Here is a 16,691-nt window from a genome sequence, read left to right as displayed (position 1 = left end):
CTATTTGACCGCGTAGCCCAAGCGGTCGGCGGTGTTGCGCAAGATCGACGCCAGCATGGGATCGATCTTGTATTTCTCGATCGAGTGGGACAGGCTCATCGGGGAGCCGGCATCCCTGTCCAGGTTGGCAGCCCGCCAATCGAAGAACATCTCAACCAGGTCGAACAAATCCATGCCGTTGACGCCGTTCATGCAATCACCGCCGTATTCGAACTCGTAGAATTCGGGATGGTGCGAGTTGTTCAGGCGGTGGTGCGCGAGCATGGGGCCGAGCATATCCGTGCGGCGCTTGTATTCCTCCGAGCCGGGCAGCGCTGGGCCGTCGCGGTCGATGATCGCCTGCATCGCTTCGAGCGGTCCCATTTCGATGGGTTCGAATTTGGAGGCGTCGTGGACGGTGCCGCGCCGGATCATCTCGGCTGCGAACATCCCGAGAAGCTTGCGGACCTGCGCAATGTGCTTGCGGGTGGCTTCGACGGCAGCGCTTTCACGCCGCACAAGACCAGCACCGCCACAAATGGCGCAAGACGTGCGGCCGAGCGATAGCCGCGCGCCCCCCTTGTCCTCAAAGCCGCTGCCGGCGCAACGAGAGCATTCGCTGCCTGGCACAACTTCGCCAGTGGCGCGACCTTCGGCATCGCGCACCGCGACGTGGCCGAACGGGACGGTGAACGTCTTGCGGTCGATCATGACATGACTCCTTCCTGGTTACGGGCAACGCCGCGCCGGTGCGCCGCGAGGGACGCCTGGACGACATGCTCGGGCACCCAGCCGTTGATGCGAGTCGACCGAGAATGGCCGTCGCTGTCCACGTAGGTGGCGTTCGTGTTGCGATTACCCTGCCAGTCCTCGCCGAGGCGGATGGTCAGCTTTTCGGTGCGCATGACGCAGCCTCACGATCCAGCCATGTGTTCAACTCGGTCTCAGCATCGCGCAATTTCTGAGTTGCCATGATCGCCCATTCGACGGGATAATCAGGCCAGCCGCCCGGTTGATCCTGCCAGTCGAGGCGGAACTTCGCGGCTAGAGCGTAGTGATCGGTGTCATCGAGATAGACATCGCCGGGCATGGGATCGGTTTCAGCAGCGCAGAGCGCTATCCGCACGTCGCCAACGGTTCGCAGGCGTACGGCCATCAGTACGCCTTTCCGCCAACGGCGTTGCGGTTTGCCAGCTGGTGGTCCGCGCGGGTCTTGTTGAACTTGTTTTTATCCAGGATTGCCGCAGCCAGGTTCAACTTCCGAGCGCCGGCAATGTCGAAAATCCTGATGACCGCATCTGCGAGTTCTACCGTCATCGCATCGTGCCAGGGCAGTTTGTCGTCGCGCCCGTTGCCCTTGCGGTGAGCCTCCAGCGCTTCGCTCAACTCGGAATGACAGAGCGCGATGACTTCCCCGAAATTGCGCTCGATTGGGAGCCCGGTCTTGCGGTCGAGATGCCAACCCGCGTTGACGGCCGTCTCGTGGACGATCCTCTGCATGGCCTCCACACCTTCGTAGGCGGCCATCTCCTCGGGGCTCAGGCAGACGAACGCTCCTGTTTCGGCGTCCATCAGCGTGCCTCCCACGGCAACAGGACGACGCGCTGGCACGATGCGGCGTGATAGCGCCGCGTGCAGTCGTATGAATCAACCTGGATGGCGCCGACCAGTACCACGGCGAGCGTGGCAACGCCGAGCACATACATGCCGACGAGTTGCGCGAGATGTCTCACAGACTTGTCTCCTTTTTGCTTTCGACGATTTGCAGTTCGAGCCCGAGAACCGACAAGGCAGCTTCGAGATCGGTGATGCGCGGTTCGGTACGGCCGCTTTTCCAGTAGGCGACGCCGGGCGTGCTGTAGTCGATCGCGGCGGCGAAATCGGCCTGGGCAATGCGCCGCTCGCGAAGGATGGCAAACAGCCGTCTGACTGTCTTCGAGGCGGTACGCGGGGCGACACGCGGTACTCTTGAACGTCGTCCCATACGGTCAGAACGAATGCGGGCTTGCGTACTGGCCGCTAAAGATCATGGCGTTGTTATTGCCGGCACCCTGGAAGGAAGTGTCGGTGTAGTCACGGTTGCCGCTGCCGTTGGTCGTGGCGGAACAGCCGGCCAAGGCAAGGGCCACTGCGAGCAGCGACGTGGTGCGAATGTGGGTCTTCTTCACGAGTTTTCTCCGAGGTTTCACGGTTTCAAGTATCACGTTAATTTCGAGAAAATCAACTAAAAAGTGATACTACCGGACGCCAATCGTCGATCCAAGTGATGCTGCGATTGGGGGCAGTCGCCTCATCAGCGCGGTTGTGGCGACGCCGCATCATGTAGGTTATGTGCCCGGCATCGGAGCCGACCATGGCGTTCTTATAGTTGTCCTCGATCCAGATGCCCGACTTGAGCACTTCGAGCCACCCAGCTTTGCTCTCGCCGAGGGCGAGGCAGATAACGCGCTCGATCATGACGCCGAACACTCGCTGCAGGTTCTCCTTGCGCCGCGCCAGGACGACAGGATCGGCCGAGCAACTGGTCAGCACCGTCAAACGGTGCCCGGCCTGGTGGAGCTTGGCCACGGCGTCGATCGCACCGTCCATGGCGTAGAGTTCACCGAAGGCTTGCGAGGCGTTGAAGCCGGAAATCAGTTCGAAAGAGCGTGCTTCCGTCACGCCCAGCCAGGCAGCCAGCGACCAGGAACTCGGCCCGCCCTGATTGGGCATAATGTCGTGGTTGGCACGGAGCCAATGCCGGAAGCCGCGCTGCCAGTCGAGCAGCACATCGTCACAGTCCAGAATGAAATGCATGTTGACTTGGGTCATCACGATCTCCTTTTTCAAATCACTTCGAGGTGAAACGGTGCGCGGACCCCTGCGCTCCATCGTTCGGCCAGTGACAGCGCCTTTAGAACACGATCGCGCGGGCGGCCCGTGCTGGTGCCCAGGCTGCCGAGGGCGTACTTCTCGCCGCAGCCGCAGGCCATGAAGCCGTCGAGCCCTTCGCCCACCTGGTAGTCGTCCTGGATACTGAACAGGCGCCCCTGATAGCCGACGAGAAAGGTGCCGCCCGCTTCCGCGTCGGTCCCCGTGGCGGCGTAGCCACCGTTCTTCAGGCAGTCCCGAACAGCGTCGATGAATTCGGTCACCATGAACTTGCGGATGTCGTCGTCGGGGTGATGACGCGGTGGCACGAGGCTATGCTGCAGCAGGTTGCCCAGGCGAAACGACGTGGTGTAGCCCATGACGAAATCGCCATTGCGAAACACCTTCGGATCAGCCCGCAGGGTGATGTCGGTGCCGTCTATGCTAGCGCTGTCGCCGCCTAGATAGACACGGCCTTTATCGACAAGTCCGACGATGCAAGTCACGTCGTAATTCCCTTCAGTTCATCAAGGTCCAGGTGCGGGCGAGCGTCTTGTGGCGCCGCATGTAGAAGACACTCAGAGTGTCCTTGCTGCCGTCCTCGGCGACGGTCGGAACGCAATCCGCGCAGCCCATTCGACGTGCCGGCCCGGTGACCCGGTGGCGGATGTCCCGACGAACGGTCATGCCCATCGAGCAAGACTGTATTTCGACAATCACATCACCAACTCGTGGAACTTCCTTGTTCTCGGCCATGGCTGCGATCAGCCAATCCATCGTCAGCCCGGCGTGCGTCTGATCGGGCACGGCACGCAGGTCGGGGAGGGGCGACACTAAGTCCTTCGCCTTGCGGAACCAGTGAAAGCTCATCACAGCGAATCCCCCGCCCCACTGGCGGGGACGGCTTGGGCCTCTGAGAGCGCGGCGAGGCTTCTTCCAGCAACTGTCCTTTCACGCCATACGGCGGCACCGCCATAGAAATCGCAGCCGGGGAGCGGGCCTACTATCCTCGCATCATAGTGCGAAGGGTCCCAAACCATTTCAGCGCCGCACCCGACGACGGCATGGCATGTATTCTGACTAGTCGCGCCGTAGAGTAGATAAGGGTACCCGTCGCCCAGCCATTTGTGCATCGTACCGAAAGCATCGGCGGGAGAAACCGCTTCAAACCAAGTCTCGATAATGTCGAAACCGCGCGCTCGTAGCCATTCGGCCGCTGCCGTGGACTGTCCCGGCCCGTCGCCGGCAAGGAAGAGAGGTACTTCGTCTCGATCCAGTTCAAGGATCACTGCAATGCAGGTTCGGAAGCAGTCTCCGAGCGCGGGATCGGCTGTGTTGTGACGCTGTTTCTGTAACCTCATGATTGCACAGGAATGAGGGCGGCTTCGTCAACGATGAAGCTCTCGTGCACCGTCGCACGGTTTCCCCGCTCATCTTCCAGCAGGAACCCGTATCCAGTGCGATTGACCACCTTGTATCTACAATTGCGATAGAAGGTGAACAGTGGATTTATCACCCGCTTTAGGAGAATAGTATCCCCATCCACCGCCGATGTTGGGGCGGGCATCCCGTCGATCATGTGCCGCACCATCGCTTCGGCCTGCACGGCGTCGAAAATGTTCGTTCCCATCGGGCCGGGAAGCGTCGGAATGTGGGGATACGGGTTGGTGTACGAAATGCCATGATCTGGCCGGAAGTCTTCCGGGAGCTTCCACATCAGGAAGCGGCCAACCATGTGCTTGATCTGGTCCTCGCCCACCGGTGCGGCTGGCGCTTCGGGATTGCTGAGAGTGGCAGGGGCGGCTTGGGCCTTGGAGAGGGTGTCACGAAGCCGGTCGATCTCTTTTTGCTGATCTTCGATGCGGTCGCCGCGCATCATTGACAGGTCGAGCGCGGATATGGCGTGGTCTACAATGCCCCATGGCGCAACACTCCGACCTCCGACCATGAATGCCTGACCGCATTTGCGCCTGTTCGTGGCGTCCCGCAACCGGTCAAATTGAGCCCACATCTCGTCTATGGTGGTGCGTAGCTGCTCATTAGCGGCTTCGACGGCGGCGAACGCCTGGTTTTCTTCCTCGGTATATGTCCGAGCCGGCCATTCGTCTTTGTCGAATTCCATGATATCCGGCTCGTCACCTTGGCCGAACAGCCACCGGTAGAGCGCAACATGGTATTCAGCCTTGAAGCGATCGCGGAAGACGTGAGGCGTGACCTCGCGGCCACCATGCTCGAACGATACGAAATAATCGCATTGACCGTCGCTCAACCTCATTGGCTTGATGCTCACTGCCACCGGTGCGGCTGGTGCTTCGGGGTCGGTCATGTGGCAATTCCTCCTTATGACAACAGGTTTCGGGAATCGTTTTCGGGACCACGCACGCCGCGATCGAGCCGCACGCGCTCGGCAGCCAAGGCGCCGGCCGCGTAGGACGGATCGAAATCGCGGCTCGGCCGGACGCGCGCGTCCTTGATGGCGATGTTGGCGGCGGCAAGCCCTGCGTCGATCAGGGCATCACGTAGAACGATCAGCCCGGTGCCCGTGGGCTCCTTCGGCTTGAGCGCCTGGATGCGGCGATGCAGCGTGTCGGCCATGCCGTCGAGGTAAGCCAACACATGGGAACGGCGCCGTGCCTTGTTGATGAGAGCGTGCTGCTTCTCGATGCGGCGCTGCCCGTCTTCCATGGCACGGCCGCAGATGGCCAGCAGGTACTTTGCGACCTCAACTTCGTGGTCAAAGCCGAAGAAGGAGATCGAGACGGGCCACACGCCAGCCGCAGAGGTCCAGTAGCGGGCGCCGGTGAGGAATGAGATCGCCTTGGCCGGCTTCCACAGTCGATCGCCTATGGCGTCCTCGCGGCGCTCCTGGTGCTGAGCGAAGACCTGCTCGCGCAGCATCGCCTCATCGAGCGTCATGTTGTAGGCGCCCAGCATCTCGGCCAGCTTCTGCGCGGCCGCAATTGCCTCATCTTCCGTGCAGCCGTTCTCAACTGTCCTGGCAGACAGGGCGCGGGCAATACGGGCGATTTTCTCTCGGCTGGTGATCATGGCTGGTGGCCTCGTTTGATGTCCGACATTCACACGGCAATTGGTGAATGTCAACTTAAAAGTGAAATTTGTGTGGACTCGGCTGGCGGGACAGATGCTGTTCATGGAACCGAAACGATCAAAGTTTATTGAATCGCGTGCTGTTGCGTGGAGTTTGCATGGCCGGAAGGCTCGCGTTTATCCCTCCCATGGAGCCCAAGCTGGTCACAAAGCCGCCCGAGGGCGACGACTGGACTCACGAAATCAAGCTCGACGGCTACCGGGCTCAGGTCGTCATCAACAATCCCGAGGATATCCGCGTGTTCACCAAGTCCGGTGCCGACTGGACGAAGAAGTTCGCGGGCATCGTCGAGGCTGCGAGAGAGCTTGAGGTCGAGAACGCGATCTTTGAAGGGGAGGCGATCGTAGCCAACAAGGCCGGGCTGCCCGATTTCGGTGCGCTTCAGAAGGCCGTCCACAGCGATCCGTATGCCATGTATCTCGGCGCCTTCGATATCATGCACCTGAACGGCTACGATCTGCGCGACATCGGCTGCAAGGCGCGCCGCGAAATGCTCCACAGCATCATGAAGCCGAAGAGCAGGATTCAATTCAGTGAAGCGCTGCCGGGTGACCCAAAGGCGATCTTCTACCTGGTTGACCAAGCCGGCTTGGAAGGCATCGTGTCGAAGCGAGCCGACAGCAAATATCGGAGCGGCCAAACGTCGAATTGGCTGAAGACCAAGAGCTTTACGGTCGATGAATTCGAATTGCTCGGTGTCAAGCGGGAGCAGGGCAAGGCAGCATTCGCCCTGCTGGCCGAGCCTGGCACCGGGAAATATGTCGGATCGGCGTTCATCACCTTGGGCCGCGACATGAAGGACCGGCTATGGAAGCGGGTCAAGGATCATGCAGGGCCACCGCCCAAGGCTTTGCGCAAACGGCCGGATACGCAGTGGGTCGAGCCTGGGCTCAGGCTGCGCGTGAAGCATCTTCGGGGCGAGCACAACTACATACGCCATGCGTCGCTGTTGGGCTTCAGCGAAGAAGACTAAGGCTGTGGGCGACCTCAAGTCGCGACGTCACTCGCCCCACCCTCTCAGTTTGTTTGCGCGATCGAGCCAGAACTGTCCACGATTGTAGAGTTCTTCGGCTTTGACCTTCTTGCCGGATTCGGACGCTTCGTTTGCGTCGGCAAGGAGACGACTGGCCATTTCCTCGGCTTCGAGAATGCGCTGTTCGAGAGGCTTCTTCACTTGCCACCCTTCAATTTGGCGTCACGCTCTTGCAGGACCGCGAACATGGCTTCGCACTTCGCCTTGCCGTGCTCGGCCTCAAACTTCTTGATGTCGAGCCGCGCACCGATACGGTCCATCTGATGCAGCGACGAAAGCAAGCTCGTGATCTGGTCGAACGTGTCGAGTTCTGCTTGCGTCCAGGTGATCTCAGCCAAGTCCAACCTCCTTTTCCTCTCGGGCAGCCCAGCATGGACACTCGGCACATGCCTCCCGATCAACGTAGGTTCGCCGTGGCGGCCAGGTGTAGCCGTAGCTGTTCGTGATCGACGCCGGCAGCGCGGGCAACTCGGGCAGCGGGGCGCTGCACGGCCAGACCGAAAAGCTACGCATGACGATCTTGCCCGCCCTATCTGGCTGGATACCAGCGAACTTGCATGGGCCGCGCTTCTTGATCTTGGCGGCAGTGGGTGCGCGCTTCTTGGCGAGTTCGGCGTTGTTGCTCACGGCGGTCTCCTGTCTCTGCTTTCACTTTTAACGTGAAAGATTTGTAGTCGTCAAGTGAAATCATGCGACCGATCTGATTTTCTCCGGGGTGCAGATTTCTCTGGGGTGGCCCTTGAGAACGAAATGAGAACATGCTTTGCTCGACCGAGTGCGGCGATCCATCGAATGGAGATCGCCATGGGATCACGAAAAATCTATGACTATAGCTACCTCATCGAATGTGTTGATGGGGAGGGAAATACTGTCGAACGGGTAGGGGAGATGAACAATTTCGTCGTGGCGAAAGCTGCCTTCGAGGCGACGCTGACGCAACGCACCTGGTCGAACGTGATGCTGCGCGAGGGTGGCAGGATCGTCGAGACGGCCAAGACGGGTGGGTACGATTGCGAGACCAAGACGGTTCCGGTATTAGAGCGGCGTAGTTGAGCCTGTTTGATTTTCTCCGGGGGAGGTTTTCATGAGAGCAGCATTGTTGGTGGCCATCCTGGCGGCGACATCGCCTGCCTTGGCGTTTGAACCTCACGGCGTCAATCAGGCGCAGGAAAAAGCCATTCAAGACGGCGTAAAGGAGTCTCTAAAAGACCCTGACAGTGCCAAATTCAAAGGATTGCTGGCGATAAAGCAAGTCGAGGGTGCCGACATAGCCTGCGGTCTAGTGAACGCCAAAAATTCATTTGGCGGATACGGTGGTTTTACACCGTTCCACGGTCTTCTTCTCACATATAAATCCAAAGCCGGACAGACTACTGGCTACGGTTTTTCTACAGTTACCATCGGCGGCGGCACTATTAGCGCGCAATCAGTTTATGATTGGTGCGTCCAAGATGGCATAAATCTGTGAATGGGTCTATTTCTCCGACGGGTCTATTTCTCCGACGGGTCTATTTCTCCGACGGGTCGGCGCCGTGTGTCGGTCGATCGAGCTTTCGGCGCCGTGTGTCGGTCGATCGAGGTTTCGGATTTTCGCCCGGAATCGCGCGGAACAGGTATGAAATGTAATAACATTACACGATCAATCGGACGGCCGGCAGCGGGCAGCACGGCAGCGCCTGGACGGCAGCGGGCAGCACGGCAGCGCCTGGACGGCAGCGCCTGGACGGCAGCGCCTGGACGGCAGCGCCTGGACGGCAGCGGGCAGCACGGCAGCGCCTGGATGGCAGCGGGCAGCACGGCAGCGCCTGGACGGCAGCGCCTGGACGGCAGCGGGCAGCACGGCATCGCCTGGACGGCAGCGGGCAGCGCCTGGACGGCAGCGGGCAGCACGGCAGCGCCTGGACGGCAGGCGGGCTCCACGGCAGCGCCTGGACGGCAGGCGGGCTCCACGGCAGCGCCTGGACGGCAGCGGGCGGCACGGCAGCGCCTGGACAAACAAAAAGCCCGGCTTTGGCTGCCGGGCTCGAGTCTCAGAATATGGCTAGTAGAATCATCGGACCATAAATTGCGGCCGCCACAATGGTCGGCCAATACCACCACGGCCGCGCCTTCTTATCAGGCGGCCGGAACGGCGCGGGCTGACAGGTCGTTTCCCGTCGCGCTTGGCGGATCACGGTTGCAGGCGGCAGCCCGACACTATGCAGCGGCAGCCGGCCGCGTTGCACCGCGACCACGCGACCAGCCAACGGCGCGCCGTTGTGGTCTGGCACGCTTACAATGGCTTGACCGGTCCCGAGCCCGAGAATGCTTGCCGGGCTGATATTGCCCGGCATGGTCTCGGCAGCCGATTTCAGCGCCTTGTGGTGGTGCGGGGTAGACGCGCGCAAAGCGTGTTGAATGCGCGTGGCAAGCTGCCCGGCGATAATCTGCGGCAGGTCGGAAGGGGATTGCGTGACGTAAATCAGGCCGACTCCCTTCGAACGGATTAGCCGCGTGATTTGTTCGATCCGCCGAACGATGGTCGGAGTCGCGCCGTCGAAAACTAAGTGCGCCTCGTCTATCATGACAAGGAGTCCAGGCGCTGGCACGTCGCCGAGTTCGCCGAGACCACGGTAAAGCGTGTCCAGGGTATGAGCGACAAAGGCGCCGTAGAGTCCGGGCAAATGGGTTAACTCGCTTGCCGCGTAAACCGTGATTCCCTTTGTGTCGCGCGGATCATGGCGCGAGTCCTGAAAAGCCCATGGCGCGCCACGTTCAAGGCGCAATAGAGCCCGTTGGACGGCTGCAACCGATATAGGCGAAATGAGTCCGTAGTCGCGGCTTAGATCGTGCTGCAGGGCTGAATTCAACAGGGCTCGCAAGTCTGCCAGCGTGGCAACGGCGCGGCCGGAATCTTCCGCCCATGCTAGGGCAATTTGCAGGGCGCCGGCTTGCGCGTCTGAAAGGTCTAGCGCGCGTGCGATAAGGTCGGCGCCCATTGCGTCGATTCGCATGGCTGGACGCAAGAGCGAAGCGCCAAGCGACTCTAAATCGCCTTTCGCGTCCAGGATCAAAACAGGGCAGGGCGCCCTTTCAGCTATGGCGCCTAGCGTGGTCGTTTTGCCCGTGCCAGTCGCGCCAAAAATGCCGACGTGGCGAGTCAAATAGCGGTGCGGGATTGCGGCGCCTTGCCCGAGGGAAAGCGCCGTCATTTTATTTCCTTGTCTTCCGGCCATAGTGTCACAGCGGCGTCCGTTTCGTCTTCCCAACGCTGTTTAGCTGCTTTCAACTCATCCCGTTCTTGCTGCCGTAGTGCCTCTAACTTTGCGACCAGGTCGTTATGCTTTTTCGTATATTTGTCGCAGATTCTCCTTTTCGCGATATCAAGGCGACGCTGCGCCGCCTTCATATCCGCGTCTTTCCAGTAGCCGTATTGATTAGAGCCCATTATAGCCCCCATGGGAGCGGCCGGCATAGTCTGCCGGTTCGGCCGGAAACACTGCCGTTACCTGCCTATCTTTTCCGCTTCGATCGATGCGAAACAAAACAGGAGTCACGGGTTCGGCCGCAAGCTTTTGCGCGTCCTGAGAAAGCGCGACCATTGCCGGCCCGTCGAATTCAGCCGAGTCCAGGCGCCGGCCGTTGCGGGCTTTGGCTTCGATGTCGACCAAATCGCCATTGCTGCCGAATTCGAACGTTAGGCGATTGAGCGAGTCGGGCAGCCCGTGGCAAGGCCAAGTCGACTTGAACGCGTCCAGGTCTGCACGGTTGAATGTGTGCCATGTCATGACGTGAATCCCTCTTTTGACGTGATTTCAATAGATGGAAAAGTGGACGAAAGGCGCGTCGTCATAGTCGACGTGATCCCCGAAAAATGGATTCACTTCGCCAGAACCGGCAGCCTTGGTAAGCAATTCGCCGATGGATTCCGCCTTCAGCCTTTCGCGTGTTGCGCGAAGCTCAGGAGTCCATTGATCGAGCGGGATTTCTGTCGCTTCCCATTCGTCGCCTTGCGGCTCCAAAATTTCGCGATCCCAATAGCCGACTCCGGCGCCGGTATGCGTGAAATAGAAATCGCGGCCGGCTTGCGTTTCGTCATAATCGCGGGCATAGGCGCGGCTTAGAAGCTCGGCCGCGTCTGCCTGGAATTTGGCGCAGAACTCGGCAATCTCTTTGAGCGAATCCGGGTGAATGTGCGACGTGTCGCAATCGCTGGGAATGTTGCCGTCTGACTGGCCTTCGGCGATTGCGTGTTGCGTCTCAGGCTCAAACCATTCGGCCATGGTGAAACAAGCCGTCTCGCTGAAAAACGCGGCTTCAATGAAGCCCTGAGTAAACGCGTCCAGCTTTTCCCATTCGCGAGAATCGGCAACCGGCATTTGAAATTCAGGCATTGGAATTAACCTCTTTTCGGTTAAGGACAGGTAAGCCTTTAAGGCTTTTCGATCCTGATGATTTTCGTGTTGACGCGAGCCGTGGCGAACGTGTCGGCCGGCAGCGTTTCCAATGTTTCCGCGCTTCGATGCTGAAAGGTAATTGGCACAAGAGCGACAAGCACGGCCGGTTCCAAATGGCCGCCGCGACCTAGCAGCGACTCCGCTGCCGCGACATGCTTGCGAACGTCGCTGAAAGGCGGATTCATGATGATGCGCGGAAACTCAACCTTGCCCGCGACTTCGGCCGCCCATTCCAGGAAACAACGGTTGATCACAGAACCGAAACCATGCAAGGCGCCGCCTGCAAGCTTTATGTGCCGCTCGACCTGGACAAGCTCATATTTGCTATGCCCGGCAGCCAATAGAGCCTTAGAAAGCTGCCCGGTTCCGGCCGAAGGTTCCAACGTCAAATAGTCGCCTTGCGGGCCGAGATAGCCGACCATGCGCGCGGCGACGTCGCTAGGCGTTACGTGGCATTCCGTGAACTTGTCGACCGTCACGGGCTCGGCAATCGCCACGGCTGCCAGCTTGTCGAAATCGTCGCGCCGCTGAACGGGAATCCGCATTGGCTTCGCTGGCCTGGAATAGATCGCCGGCCGGTTCACGCTGCCACCACTTGCGCGCCTTCCAATGCCGAGACCGAGTCGGGCAGCGGATGAGCCTTCGAGTCCGTCAGAAACACCGCGCACCATCCGGCCATATAGCGCGGCCCGTCATGGCGCGGATTCGGGCAAATCTTGAACCGGAATTCGCCGCAGATAGAAAGACGGGTGCCGCGTTGCTCAGAATTGATTTTCCCGTATTCCGCCTTAGTCATTTCGACAACGGGGAAGCTTTGGACTTCGCCGCGCTTGTATCGGTTCGGCGCCTGCAAGGTCTCGCATTTGAGATTCAAAATTGGCGGCATTCCGTCTTTCTTCGCCGGCACTTCATAGCCAGCCGATTGCATCAGGTCGCGCCATTCATCGGCCGACAATTCAAGCAACGTGTCGTTTGCGAGATGCAACGGAAGCGCTGCGCTGCTTTCGATGATAAACGTTTCCGCGTCGACGCTGCGGCCTTCCGGCTTATGGGCGCCGTGTTCCCTGGCGAACGCCTGCAAGATGACGGGAGTCAATTCGCCTTCGAACCGTGAAACCGGGCCGAGCAATTCGCGTTCGTAGCTCAGGCGGTTCAATGTGTGTGCAATGTAACGGCGCCGTCTGTTTCCGTTGATTGTGCGGTTTGCAGCGTCGATGCACTGCAACCGCGCATCTTGAAGCGAGACTTCGCCGCTGCCGACCTTCGAATATAAATCCCATGGCGCTAGGGAACCCGTGGCAATGCTGCGGCCGATCGCGATTTTTATTGCCTCATCCTGAGTTATCTTTTCCCATGCTGCCAAGCACAAATGCGCGTGGTTGATATCGCGTTGCATGTCGCGCAACTCGGCCAATAGCGTCTTGATCCGGCCAGCGCGGACTCGCGGATCATTTTTCCGGTTTGCGTGATGCTCGACTCCCGTGGCGCGATACAGCCAATAATCTGCCAGTTTTGCAGCCTTGTTGGCATTGGTCATTGCCGAGTGCATCCGGGCTTGAGTCTTCCGCGCCTTTGCTTCGGAATGATGGCCGACAAGAATCGGCTGCCCGTTTGAAAATGCTTCGGAAAGCTCTTGCGCGGCTCGATTGTAGGCGTTTGCCTGCCGGTGGCGTTTGTGCGCCAATTCGTCCAGGCGCTCGGCCTTGGCTTGCGCGCGCTCGGCAATGGTCATTTCTTCCGGCTCGATTTCGCCCGCAAGCTCAATCGCCAAATCTTCCCGATTCGGCGACCATTTCGGCGCAACGAAAAGCTCTTGCCTTGGCGCCCAATGGAAGCCGGCAGCCTTGACCCTTTCATATGTCTCAGAGTCGAGCCGGGCCGAAGCGTAAAGCCGGATTTTGTTATCTTCCGGGCTGTAAGTTGCGCTGATTTGCATTGCAGTTGATCCTTTGGGCAAGGCTTCGCCTATGCGCTCAACGGCGCGGCGCAAGCCGGTTTGATTTTGCAGGGATGGAAGGCGCGACCGTAGCCGCGCCTGAAAGCTTTAGCTCAACGTCCAGGACCGTTTTGCAGCGATCACGGCGCGGCGCGTCTCGCGCCTCACGCGGCCTTCCGTGCGATTGGCAAAAGTGTCGCGGCGAAATGGTGATTCGTATTTCATGACATGCACTCCTTTTGTTGACACTAACGAAAAACGTGAAATTAGAGCATTGAACCGAAGGCGATAAGCGCAACGGCGCAAAGAAGCCCGCACGACACGCAAACCAGCCCGAGCGCGACGTTCTGCAACGCCATGGCACGACGTGCCCGATTGCGGCGAATGGTCCGAAGGCTGGTTTTGCGTGGCATGGTCTCAACTCCGTTTCTTGCAATTCACTTATAAAGTGAAACTAGGCTGCATGTCAAACAGAAAATCAGTCTGCAATGTCGCCGCGCATCTTTGGCGGAATGCGCATGATTTCGACGGCGCATCGCGCCGCGTCGATTGCCTCCGAGACCATGCCGGGGAAATAGTGGCAGATTGAGACGTTACCGCCATGGGCTGCCCGCATGATCGAACTGTTTCGGTTCATAGGGTCGCTGCAGCGGTGCGCCGTCCAGAACTCGGCGATTTCATCAGCCGCGTAAACCGATCCGCCTAGGCTGTCGCGTGCGATCTCTTCGCCGTCCAGTTCAACAATGACAGCCGAATCGAAAGCGATATATTCCCTTGAGTCGAGCTTGGCTTGCGTCTCGCCGTTTTCATCATCGCCGTCATATCGATATCCAAAATCGGGCTCGATTTCCAGGCGGACACGGAAGCGCGCCGTTGTGTGAACCCAAACCGTGCCGCTGCAGCGGCCGTTGGCGACGGCAGCCTTGACGCGGGCAGAAAGTGGAATGTTTCCCATGGTCGACTCCTTGATGGTTTCTGCGGCACGCAATAGCCGCGACATCTCGATTAAGGCCAGTTCGGCGATATGATCCGGCGCCAAGTCTCAGGCTGCCGAAACGGGATTGAGCGCTGCCCGCACGTGCGGCCGCATTTTGTTGCGGATCACGAAAACGGCCGCGCGAAGCTTCGAGTCCTGCAGCCGATTGGCGCAACAAAGCGCCTGTCTCATGTAGACGTCGGCAGTGATCGTGAAGCCGTGCAAATAGGCGTGGCGTGCCAGCGTAACGAGACTCTTCATGTGCTCGCGTTCCATGGGTCACGCCTTCCGCTTCAAGGCCGCGCGATAGTGGCGCAAGGCGCTAGCGTCCAACAATTCCGTCAACTTGTGCGGCCGTCGCGGCGTGTCAAAATCGTAATAATCCTTGCGATAGCCGAGTCCGTTTTCGCAGTGATAGGCCGCGTCTTTTTCGTCCAGAGGCTGCAATTCTGCCGTCAACCATGCGGCGTCGAATTCCGTTTCGCCTTCCGGTCCCTCATAAACCGTCGCGTGAATTCCGAATTCCGCTTCGCCGTCGATCTCGACATTGTTCCGCACGAAACGGCGAGTCTTGCGGCCGGCGGTAAAGTCATTCTCGACAAGCGCGGCAAGCGCATCATAAGGATTGTCTTTTTCCCGAAGTTGGATGACAGCGAACGGATAATTGCCTTCGTTGCCGTTGCCGCGACGGTATAGAAAAATGGCCATAGCTTGACTCTCCCGTTAAAAGTGAAATCTAGATAAACCCGAGCTTGCGCAACTTGGCTGCATTCATGCCGACAAAGTAGACAAACAGCGGGTTTAGTGACGGCTTTACAGTCACGTTGCGCGGCAGCCACTCGGAAACGTCTTTGGCGTATCCGTACCAGCCGTGACCATCGGCGCCGTATACTTCAAAGCCGCGTTGCGCATTGGTCATGGTCTGTTCATCATAGCCGGTCATTTGGTGACTCTCCCGTTAAAAGTGGAAGGCGAAGCGCGGCGCCGTGGCGTCAACACATTCGATCGATTGCCAGCCCTTAGGCACGACGGCGCCCTGCCACGCGGCGCGGCAATCGTCGCCGCTGCCGGCAATGAATAGCTGCCCGTCATAGGTCACGACTCGGACTTCGAACCGTGGCGCCTGGACGGGCTCGGCAGGCACTTGGCAGGCAAGCGCGAAGCTGCCGGCAGCCGTGGCGCACATGGCAGCGATCAATTTTGCAAGCATTGGTGATTCTCCCGTTGAAAGTGAAAGGTTAGACGTGCGGCGCGTCAGAGTCCCCACGCGGCCATTTGCTTGCGTGTCATGAAATGCATGTAAACCGCTTGCCCGTCGCCGAGCACCGCAATCCGCGTTCCGTCGAGCAAGCGCGCCACGCGTTCAATTGCGCGGCCTGCCATGAAATCTTTTGCCGTCGATTTTGAGCACGGCTTAGGCACGGCGCCTTGTGCTGCCCGAGTTGCGAAAACCAGTGTTTTAGCCATTTGCTCAATTCCCGTTTCTTGTAATTCACGTTTTAAGTGAAACTCGTGTATGAGTCAACACCTATCCCACGCAACGCGTTTCGATGTGGAAGATTGCGAGCTTTTCACCATTCATGAATGTTTTGGCCAGTTTCTTCTGCAGCCTTGCCCGAGCGGTCGCGGTCGCGCGGCGTTTCGCTTCCCGTGTATCGACCAAATCCGGCGACATAAGCGAAACCAATTCGCTAAACGTGTTGCCGTTCGGCCGAGTGACTCGAAAGTGCGCGTGCCACATTGCATTGTTACTCATGGTCTCGACTCCTTCTATTGAGTTTCACGCAATAAGTGAAAGTCGATTGCATGTCAAGCCGTGCTGCTGTGCTGCCCGCCTGCCGTCCAGGCGCTGCCGTGGAGCCTCGCTGCCGTGCTGCCACGTCCAGGCGCTGCCGTGGAGCCTCGCTGCCGTCCAGGCGCAAGGCGTTGAGCCCTATCGACAGGGCTGCCCGTCATCGCGTGTCATGCTGCCCGCGTCATGATGCAATGGGGATAGAAGGCAATTCACTCAATACATTCAAATGGTTAGCCTGTATCCCATCTGCACGATGGTCTGTGTCCGCGTTGCTCGATTGAATGTGTCGTCGCGAAAAGCTCAATGATTTCAATTGGATGTGGCTTTGGGTCCTTCCTGGCGGGGTCGATCGGTGGCGGGAGACCCAGAGCGCGAGTCACGCGGAATGTGAATTTCAGCGCAGCGAAACTGAAAAACGTGAGCAATCCTCACTATTAGAAGACCAAACGTGAGCAATCCTCACTATTAACCCGAATTTGGTTGATTTTGGCGCAGAGAAACTGCTGCTCACCTCTCTCATCCTCGGAATTGACAAGGTGAGCGGAAAAACGTAGCAAAATCAACGCTCTCTCACCTT

The 16,691-nt window shown here is 59.0% G+C and carries 32 protein-coding genes; 3 read left to right on the top strand and 29 right to left on the bottom strand.

Annotation, left to right across the window (positions count from 1 at the left end):
• The 12 genes from NKJ23_RS16130 to NKJ23_RS16075 form a co-directional block, all read right to left on the bottom strand.
• Window positions 1–690 (bottom strand): DUF5662 family protein, encoded by a 690-nt coding sequence (locus NKJ23_RS16130; protein WP_352681018.1) that lies wholly within the window; start codon window positions 688–690, stop codon window positions 1–3.
• Window positions 687–884, bottom strand: coding sequence for a hypothetical protein (locus NKJ23_RS16125; protein ID WP_352681016.1), 198 nt, complete (start codon window positions 882–884; stop codon window positions 687–689). Before NKJ23_RS16125 ends, NKJ23_RS16130 begins: the two co-directional genes overlap by 4 nt.
• Window positions 866–1,135 (bottom strand): hypothetical protein, encoded by a 270-nt coding sequence (locus NKJ23_RS16120; protein WP_352681014.1) that lies wholly within the window; start codon window positions 1,133–1,135, stop codon window positions 866–868. The genes NKJ23_RS16125 and NKJ23_RS16120 overlap by 19 nt, the downstream gene beginning before the upstream one ends.
• Entirely contained in the window at window positions 1,135–1,551 is a 417-nt protein-coding gene (locus NKJ23_RS16115; RefSeq protein WP_352681012.1) for a nucleoside triphosphate pyrophosphohydrolase family protein, read from the bottom strand. The genes NKJ23_RS16120 and NKJ23_RS16115 overlap by 1 nt, the downstream gene beginning before the upstream one ends.
• Window positions 1,551–1,712 (bottom strand): hypothetical protein, encoded by a 162-nt coding sequence (locus NKJ23_RS16110; protein WP_352633464.1) that lies wholly within the window; start codon window positions 1,710–1,712, stop codon window positions 1,551–1,553. The genes NKJ23_RS16115 and NKJ23_RS16110 overlap by 1 nt, the downstream gene beginning before the upstream one ends.
• Window positions 1,709–1,963, bottom strand: a complete 255-nt coding sequence (locus tag NKJ23_RS16105) for a helix-turn-helix domain-containing protein (RefSeq protein ID WP_352681011.1) — start codon at window positions 1,961–1,963, stop codon at window positions 1,709–1,711. The genes NKJ23_RS16110 and NKJ23_RS16105 overlap by 4 nt, the downstream gene beginning before the upstream one ends.
• A gap of 4 nt (window positions 1,964–1,967) precedes the next feature.
• Window positions 1,968–2,147, bottom strand: coding sequence for a hypothetical protein (locus tag NKJ23_RS16100; RefSeq protein WP_352681009.1), 180 nt, complete (start codon window positions 2,145–2,147; stop codon window positions 1,968–1,970).
• A gap of 52 nt (window positions 2,148–2,199) precedes the next feature.
• Window positions 2,200–2,808 (bottom strand): HAD family hydrolase, encoded by a 609-nt coding sequence (locus NKJ23_RS16095; RefSeq protein WP_352681007.1) that lies wholly within the window; start codon window positions 2,806–2,808, stop codon window positions 2,200–2,202.
• Complete coding sequence (locus NKJ23_RS16090) at window positions 2,805–3,335, bottom strand: hypothetical protein (RefSeq protein ID WP_352681005.1); 531 nt, start codon at window positions 3,333–3,335, stop codon at window positions 2,805–2,807. The genes NKJ23_RS16095 and NKJ23_RS16090 overlap by 4 nt, the downstream gene beginning before the upstream one ends.
• Before the next feature lie 13 nt (window positions 3,336–3,348).
• Window positions 3,349–3,699, bottom strand: coding sequence for a hypothetical protein (locus NKJ23_RS16085; RefSeq protein WP_352681003.1), 351 nt, complete (start codon window positions 3,697–3,699; stop codon window positions 3,349–3,351).
• A 487-nt stretch (window positions 3,700–4,186) separates the two neighbouring features.
• The gene (locus NKJ23_RS16080) at window positions 4,187–5,155 is read right to left on the bottom strand and encodes a hypothetical protein (protein ID WP_352681002.1); all 969 of its coding nucleotides are present in this window, start codon (window positions 5,153–5,155) and stop codon (window positions 4,187–4,189) included.
• A 14-nt stretch (window positions 5,156–5,169) separates the two neighbouring features.
• A complete protein-coding gene (locus tag NKJ23_RS16075; RefSeq protein WP_352681000.1) occupies window positions 5,170–5,763 on the bottom strand; it encodes a DUF7168 domain-containing protein in 594 nt (197 codons plus the stop codon).
• A gap of 272 nt (window positions 5,764–6,035) precedes the next feature.
• Between NKJ23_RS16075 and NKJ23_RS16070 the strand changes: the two genes are divergently transcribed.
• Window positions 6,036–6,911: an ATP-dependent DNA ligase gene (locus NKJ23_RS16070; protein WP_352680998.1), complete on the top strand. Its 876-nt coding sequence runs from the start codon at window positions 6,036–6,038 to the stop codon at window positions 6,909–6,911.
• 27 nt (window positions 6,912–6,938) lie between these two features.
• Here the strand turns inward: NKJ23_RS16070 and NKJ23_RS16065 are convergent, their stop codons facing one another.
• From NKJ23_RS16065 to NKJ23_RS16055, 3 genes are read right to left on the bottom strand one after another with little or no spacing between them, the layout of a single operon-like run.
• A complete protein-coding gene (locus tag NKJ23_RS16065) occupies window positions 6,939–7,112 on the bottom strand; it encodes a hypothetical protein (RefSeq protein ID WP_352680996.1) in 174 nt (57 codons plus the stop codon).
• Complete coding sequence (locus tag NKJ23_RS16060) at window positions 7,109–7,309, bottom strand: hypothetical protein (protein ID WP_352680994.1); 201 nt, start codon at window positions 7,307–7,309, stop codon at window positions 7,109–7,111. The genes NKJ23_RS16065 and NKJ23_RS16060 overlap by 4 nt, the downstream gene beginning before the upstream one ends.
• Window positions 7,302–7,598 carry a hypothetical protein gene (locus NKJ23_RS16055; protein WP_352680992.1) on the bottom strand — a complete coding sequence of 99 codons (297 nt, stop codon included), beginning with the start codon at window positions 7,596–7,598 and terminating at the stop codon, window positions 7,302–7,304. Before NKJ23_RS16055 ends, NKJ23_RS16060 begins: the two co-directional genes overlap by 8 nt.
• Window positions 7,599–7,763: 165 nt before the next feature.
• On the opposite strand from NKJ23_RS16055, the gene NKJ23_RS16050 reads away from it, so the two are divergent.
• Together NKJ23_RS16050 and NKJ23_RS16045 are read left to right on the top strand one after the other, a co-directional pair.
• Window positions 7,764–8,024: a hypothetical protein gene (locus NKJ23_RS16050; protein WP_352680990.1), complete on the top strand. Its 261-nt coding sequence runs from the start codon at window positions 7,764–7,766 to the stop codon at window positions 8,022–8,024.
• A 31-nt stretch (window positions 8,025–8,055) separates the two neighbouring features.
• Window positions 8,056–8,439, top strand: coding sequence for a hypothetical protein (locus NKJ23_RS16045; protein WP_352680988.1), 384 nt, complete (start codon window positions 8,056–8,058; stop codon window positions 8,437–8,439).
• Window positions 8,440–8,602: 163 nt separating this feature from the next.
• Here the strand turns inward: NKJ23_RS16045 and NKJ23_RS16040 are convergent, their stop codons facing one another.
• The 14 genes from NKJ23_RS16040 to NKJ23_RS15975 form a co-directional block, all read right to left on the bottom strand.
• Entirely contained in the window at window positions 8,603–8,950 is a 348-nt protein-coding gene (locus NKJ23_RS16040; RefSeq protein ID WP_352680986.1) for a hypothetical protein, read from the bottom strand.
• Between the two features lie 51 nt (window positions 8,951–9,001).
• The gene (locus NKJ23_RS16035; RefSeq protein ID WP_352680984.1) at window positions 9,002–10,162 is read right to left on the bottom strand and encodes a helicase HerA-like domain-containing protein; all 1,161 of its coding nucleotides are present in this window, start codon (window positions 10,160–10,162) and stop codon (window positions 9,002–9,004) included.
• Window positions 10,159–10,398, bottom strand: a complete 240-nt coding sequence (locus NKJ23_RS16030) for a hypothetical protein (RefSeq protein WP_352680982.1) — start codon at window positions 10,396–10,398, stop codon at window positions 10,159–10,161. Before NKJ23_RS16030 ends, NKJ23_RS16035 begins: the two co-directional genes overlap by 4 nt.
• A complete protein-coding gene (locus tag NKJ23_RS16025) occupies window positions 10,388–10,738 on the bottom strand; it encodes a hypothetical protein (protein ID WP_352680981.1) in 351 nt (116 codons plus the stop codon). The genes NKJ23_RS16030 and NKJ23_RS16025 overlap by 11 nt, the downstream gene beginning before the upstream one ends.
• A 27-nt stretch (window positions 10,739–10,765) precedes the next feature.
• Window positions 10,766–11,344 carry a hypothetical protein gene (locus tag NKJ23_RS16020; RefSeq protein WP_352680980.1) on the bottom strand — a complete coding sequence of 193 codons (579 nt, stop codon included), beginning with the start codon at window positions 11,342–11,344 and terminating at the stop codon, window positions 10,766–10,768.
• 38 nt (window positions 11,345–11,382) lie between these two features.
• The gene (locus tag NKJ23_RS16015; protein WP_352680978.1) at window positions 11,383–11,904 is read right to left on the bottom strand and encodes a methyltransferase type 11; all 522 of its coding nucleotides are present in this window, start codon (window positions 11,902–11,904) and stop codon (window positions 11,383–11,385) included.
• 83 nt (window positions 11,905–11,987) lie between these two features.
• Entirely contained in the window at window positions 11,988–13,343 is a 1,356-nt protein-coding gene (locus tag NKJ23_RS16010) for a DUF3560 domain-containing protein (protein ID WP_352680977.1), read from the bottom strand.
• Window positions 13,344–13,821: 478 nt separating this feature from the next.
• Window positions 13,822–14,382 carry a hypothetical protein gene (locus NKJ23_RS16005; protein ID WP_352680975.1) on the bottom strand — a complete coding sequence of 187 codons (561 nt, stop codon included), beginning with the start codon at window positions 14,380–14,382 and terminating at the stop codon, window positions 13,822–13,824.
• Window positions 14,383–14,385: 3 nt separating this feature from the next.
• Complete coding sequence (locus tag NKJ23_RS16000) at window positions 14,386–14,580, bottom strand: hypothetical protein (RefSeq protein WP_352680973.1); 195 nt, start codon at window positions 14,578–14,580, stop codon at window positions 14,386–14,388.
• Between the two features lie 18 nt (window positions 14,581–14,598).
• The gene (locus tag NKJ23_RS15995; RefSeq protein ID WP_352680972.1) at window positions 14,599–15,027 is read right to left on the bottom strand and encodes a hypothetical protein; all 429 of its coding nucleotides are present in this window, start codon (window positions 15,025–15,027) and stop codon (window positions 14,599–14,601) included.
• Between the two features lie 28 nt (window positions 15,028–15,055).
• A complete protein-coding gene (locus NKJ23_RS15990; RefSeq protein ID WP_352680971.1) occupies window positions 15,056–15,262 on the bottom strand; it encodes a hypothetical protein in 207 nt (68 codons plus the stop codon).
• Window positions 15,263–15,277: 15 nt separating this feature from the next.
• The gene (locus NKJ23_RS15985; protein ID WP_352680969.1) at window positions 15,278–15,529 is read right to left on the bottom strand and encodes a hypothetical protein; all 252 of its coding nucleotides are present in this window, start codon (window positions 15,527–15,529) and stop codon (window positions 15,278–15,280) included.
• A gap of 44 nt (window positions 15,530–15,573) precedes the next feature.
• Window positions 15,574–15,786 (bottom strand): hypothetical protein, encoded by a 213-nt coding sequence (locus NKJ23_RS15980; protein WP_352680967.1) that lies wholly within the window; start codon window positions 15,784–15,786, stop codon window positions 15,574–15,576.
• A gap of 61 nt (window positions 15,787–15,847) precedes the next feature.
• Window positions 15,848–16,075, bottom strand: coding sequence for a hypothetical protein (locus NKJ23_RS15975; RefSeq protein WP_352680965.1), 228 nt, complete (start codon window positions 16,073–16,075; stop codon window positions 15,848–15,850).
• Window positions 16,076–16,691: the final 616 nt, after the last annotated feature.

This window comes from Mesorhizobium sp. M0184 (assembly GCF_040322215.1).
Lineage (GTDB): Bacteria > Pseudomonadota > Alphaproteobacteria > Rhizobiales > Rhizobiaceae > Mesorhizobium.
Note: the sequence above shows the minus strand (reverse complement) of the source record. Positions and strands in the feature narration are given on the sequence as shown.

Excerpts from the sequence above, each read along its gene's own strand:
- NKJ23_RS16045 (WP_352680988.1), top strand. The coding sequence starts at position 8,056 with ATGAGAGCAGCATTGTTGGTGGCCATCCTGGCGGCGACATCGCCTGCC.
- NKJ23_RS16020 (WP_352680980.1), bottom strand. The coding sequence starts at position 11,344 with ATGCCTGAATTTCAAATGCCGGTTGCCGATTCTCGCGAATGGGAAAAG.
- NKJ23_RS16130 (WP_352681018.1), bottom strand. The coding sequence starts at position 690 with ATGATCGACCGCAAGACGTTCACCGTCCCGTTCGGCCACGTCGCGGTG.
- NKJ23_RS16075 (WP_352681000.1), bottom strand. The coding sequence starts at position 5,763 with ATGCTGGGCGCCTACAACATGACGCTCGATGAGGCGATGCTGCGCGAG.
- NKJ23_RS16070 (WP_352680998.1), top strand. The coding sequence starts at position 6,036 with ATGGCCGGAAGGCTCGCGTTTATCCCTCCCATGGAGCCCAAGCTGGTC.
- NKJ23_RS15990 (WP_352680971.1), bottom strand. The coding sequence starts at position 15,262 with ATGACCGGCTATGATGAACAGACCATGACCAATGCGCAACGCGGCTTT.
- NKJ23_RS15985 (WP_352680969.1), bottom strand. The coding sequence starts at position 15,529 with ATGCTTGCAAAATTGATCGCTGCCATGTGCGCCACGGCTGCCGGCAGC.
- NKJ23_RS16010 (WP_352680977.1), bottom strand. The coding sequence starts at position 13,343 with ATGCAAATCAGCGCAACTTACAGCCCGGAAGATAACAAAATCCGGCTT.
- NKJ23_RS15980 (WP_352680967.1), bottom strand. The coding sequence starts at position 15,786 with ATGGCTAAAACACTGGTTTTCGCAACTCGGGCAGCACAAGGCGCCGTG.
- NKJ23_RS15975 (WP_352680965.1), bottom strand. The coding sequence starts at position 16,075 with ATGAGTAACAATGCAATGTGGCACGCGCACTTTCGAGTCACTCGGCCG.
- NKJ23_RS16030 (WP_352680982.1), bottom strand. The coding sequence starts at position 10,398 with ATGGGCTCTAATCAATACGGCTACTGGAAAGACGCGGATATGAAGGCG.
- NKJ23_RS15995 (WP_352680972.1), bottom strand. The coding sequence starts at position 15,027 with ATGGCCATTTTTCTATACCGTCGCGGCAACGGCAACGAAGGCAATTAT.
- NKJ23_RS16080 (WP_352681002.1), bottom strand. The coding sequence starts at position 5,155 with ATGACCGACCCCGAAGCACCAGCCGCACCGGTGGCAGTGAGCATCAAG.
- NKJ23_RS16050 (WP_352680990.1), top strand. The coding sequence starts at position 7,764 with ATGGAGATCGCCATGGGATCACGAAAAATCTATGACTATAGCTACCTC.
- NKJ23_RS16125 (WP_352681016.1), bottom strand. The coding sequence starts at position 884 with ATGCGCACCGAAAAGCTGACCATCCGCCTCGGCGAGGACTGGCAGGGT.
- NKJ23_RS16120 (WP_352681014.1), bottom strand. The coding sequence starts at position 1,135 with ATGGCCGTACGCCTGCGAACCGTTGGCGACGTGCGGATAGCGCTCTGC.
- NKJ23_RS16025 (WP_352680981.1), bottom strand. The coding sequence starts at position 10,738 with ATGACATGGCACACATTCAACCGTGCAGACCTGGACGCGTTCAAGTCG.
- NKJ23_RS16105 (WP_352681011.1), bottom strand. The coding sequence starts at position 1,963 with ATGGGACGACGTTCAAGAGTACCGCGTGTCGCCCCGCGTACCGCCTCG.
- NKJ23_RS16000 (WP_352680973.1), bottom strand. The coding sequence starts at position 14,580 with ATGAAGAGTCTCGTTACGCTGGCACGCCACGCCTATTTGCACGGCTTC.
- NKJ23_RS16035 (WP_352680984.1), bottom strand. The coding sequence starts at position 10,162 with ATGACGGCGCTTTCCCTCGGGCAAGGCGCCGCAATCCCGCACCGCTAT.
- NKJ23_RS16115 (WP_352681012.1), bottom strand. The coding sequence starts at position 1,551 with ATGGACGCCGAAACAGGAGCGTTCGTCTGCCTGAGCCCCGAGGAGATG.
- NKJ23_RS16085 (WP_352681003.1), bottom strand. The coding sequence starts at position 3,699 with ATGAGCTTTCACTGGTTCCGCAAGGCGAAGGACTTAGTGTCGCCCCTC.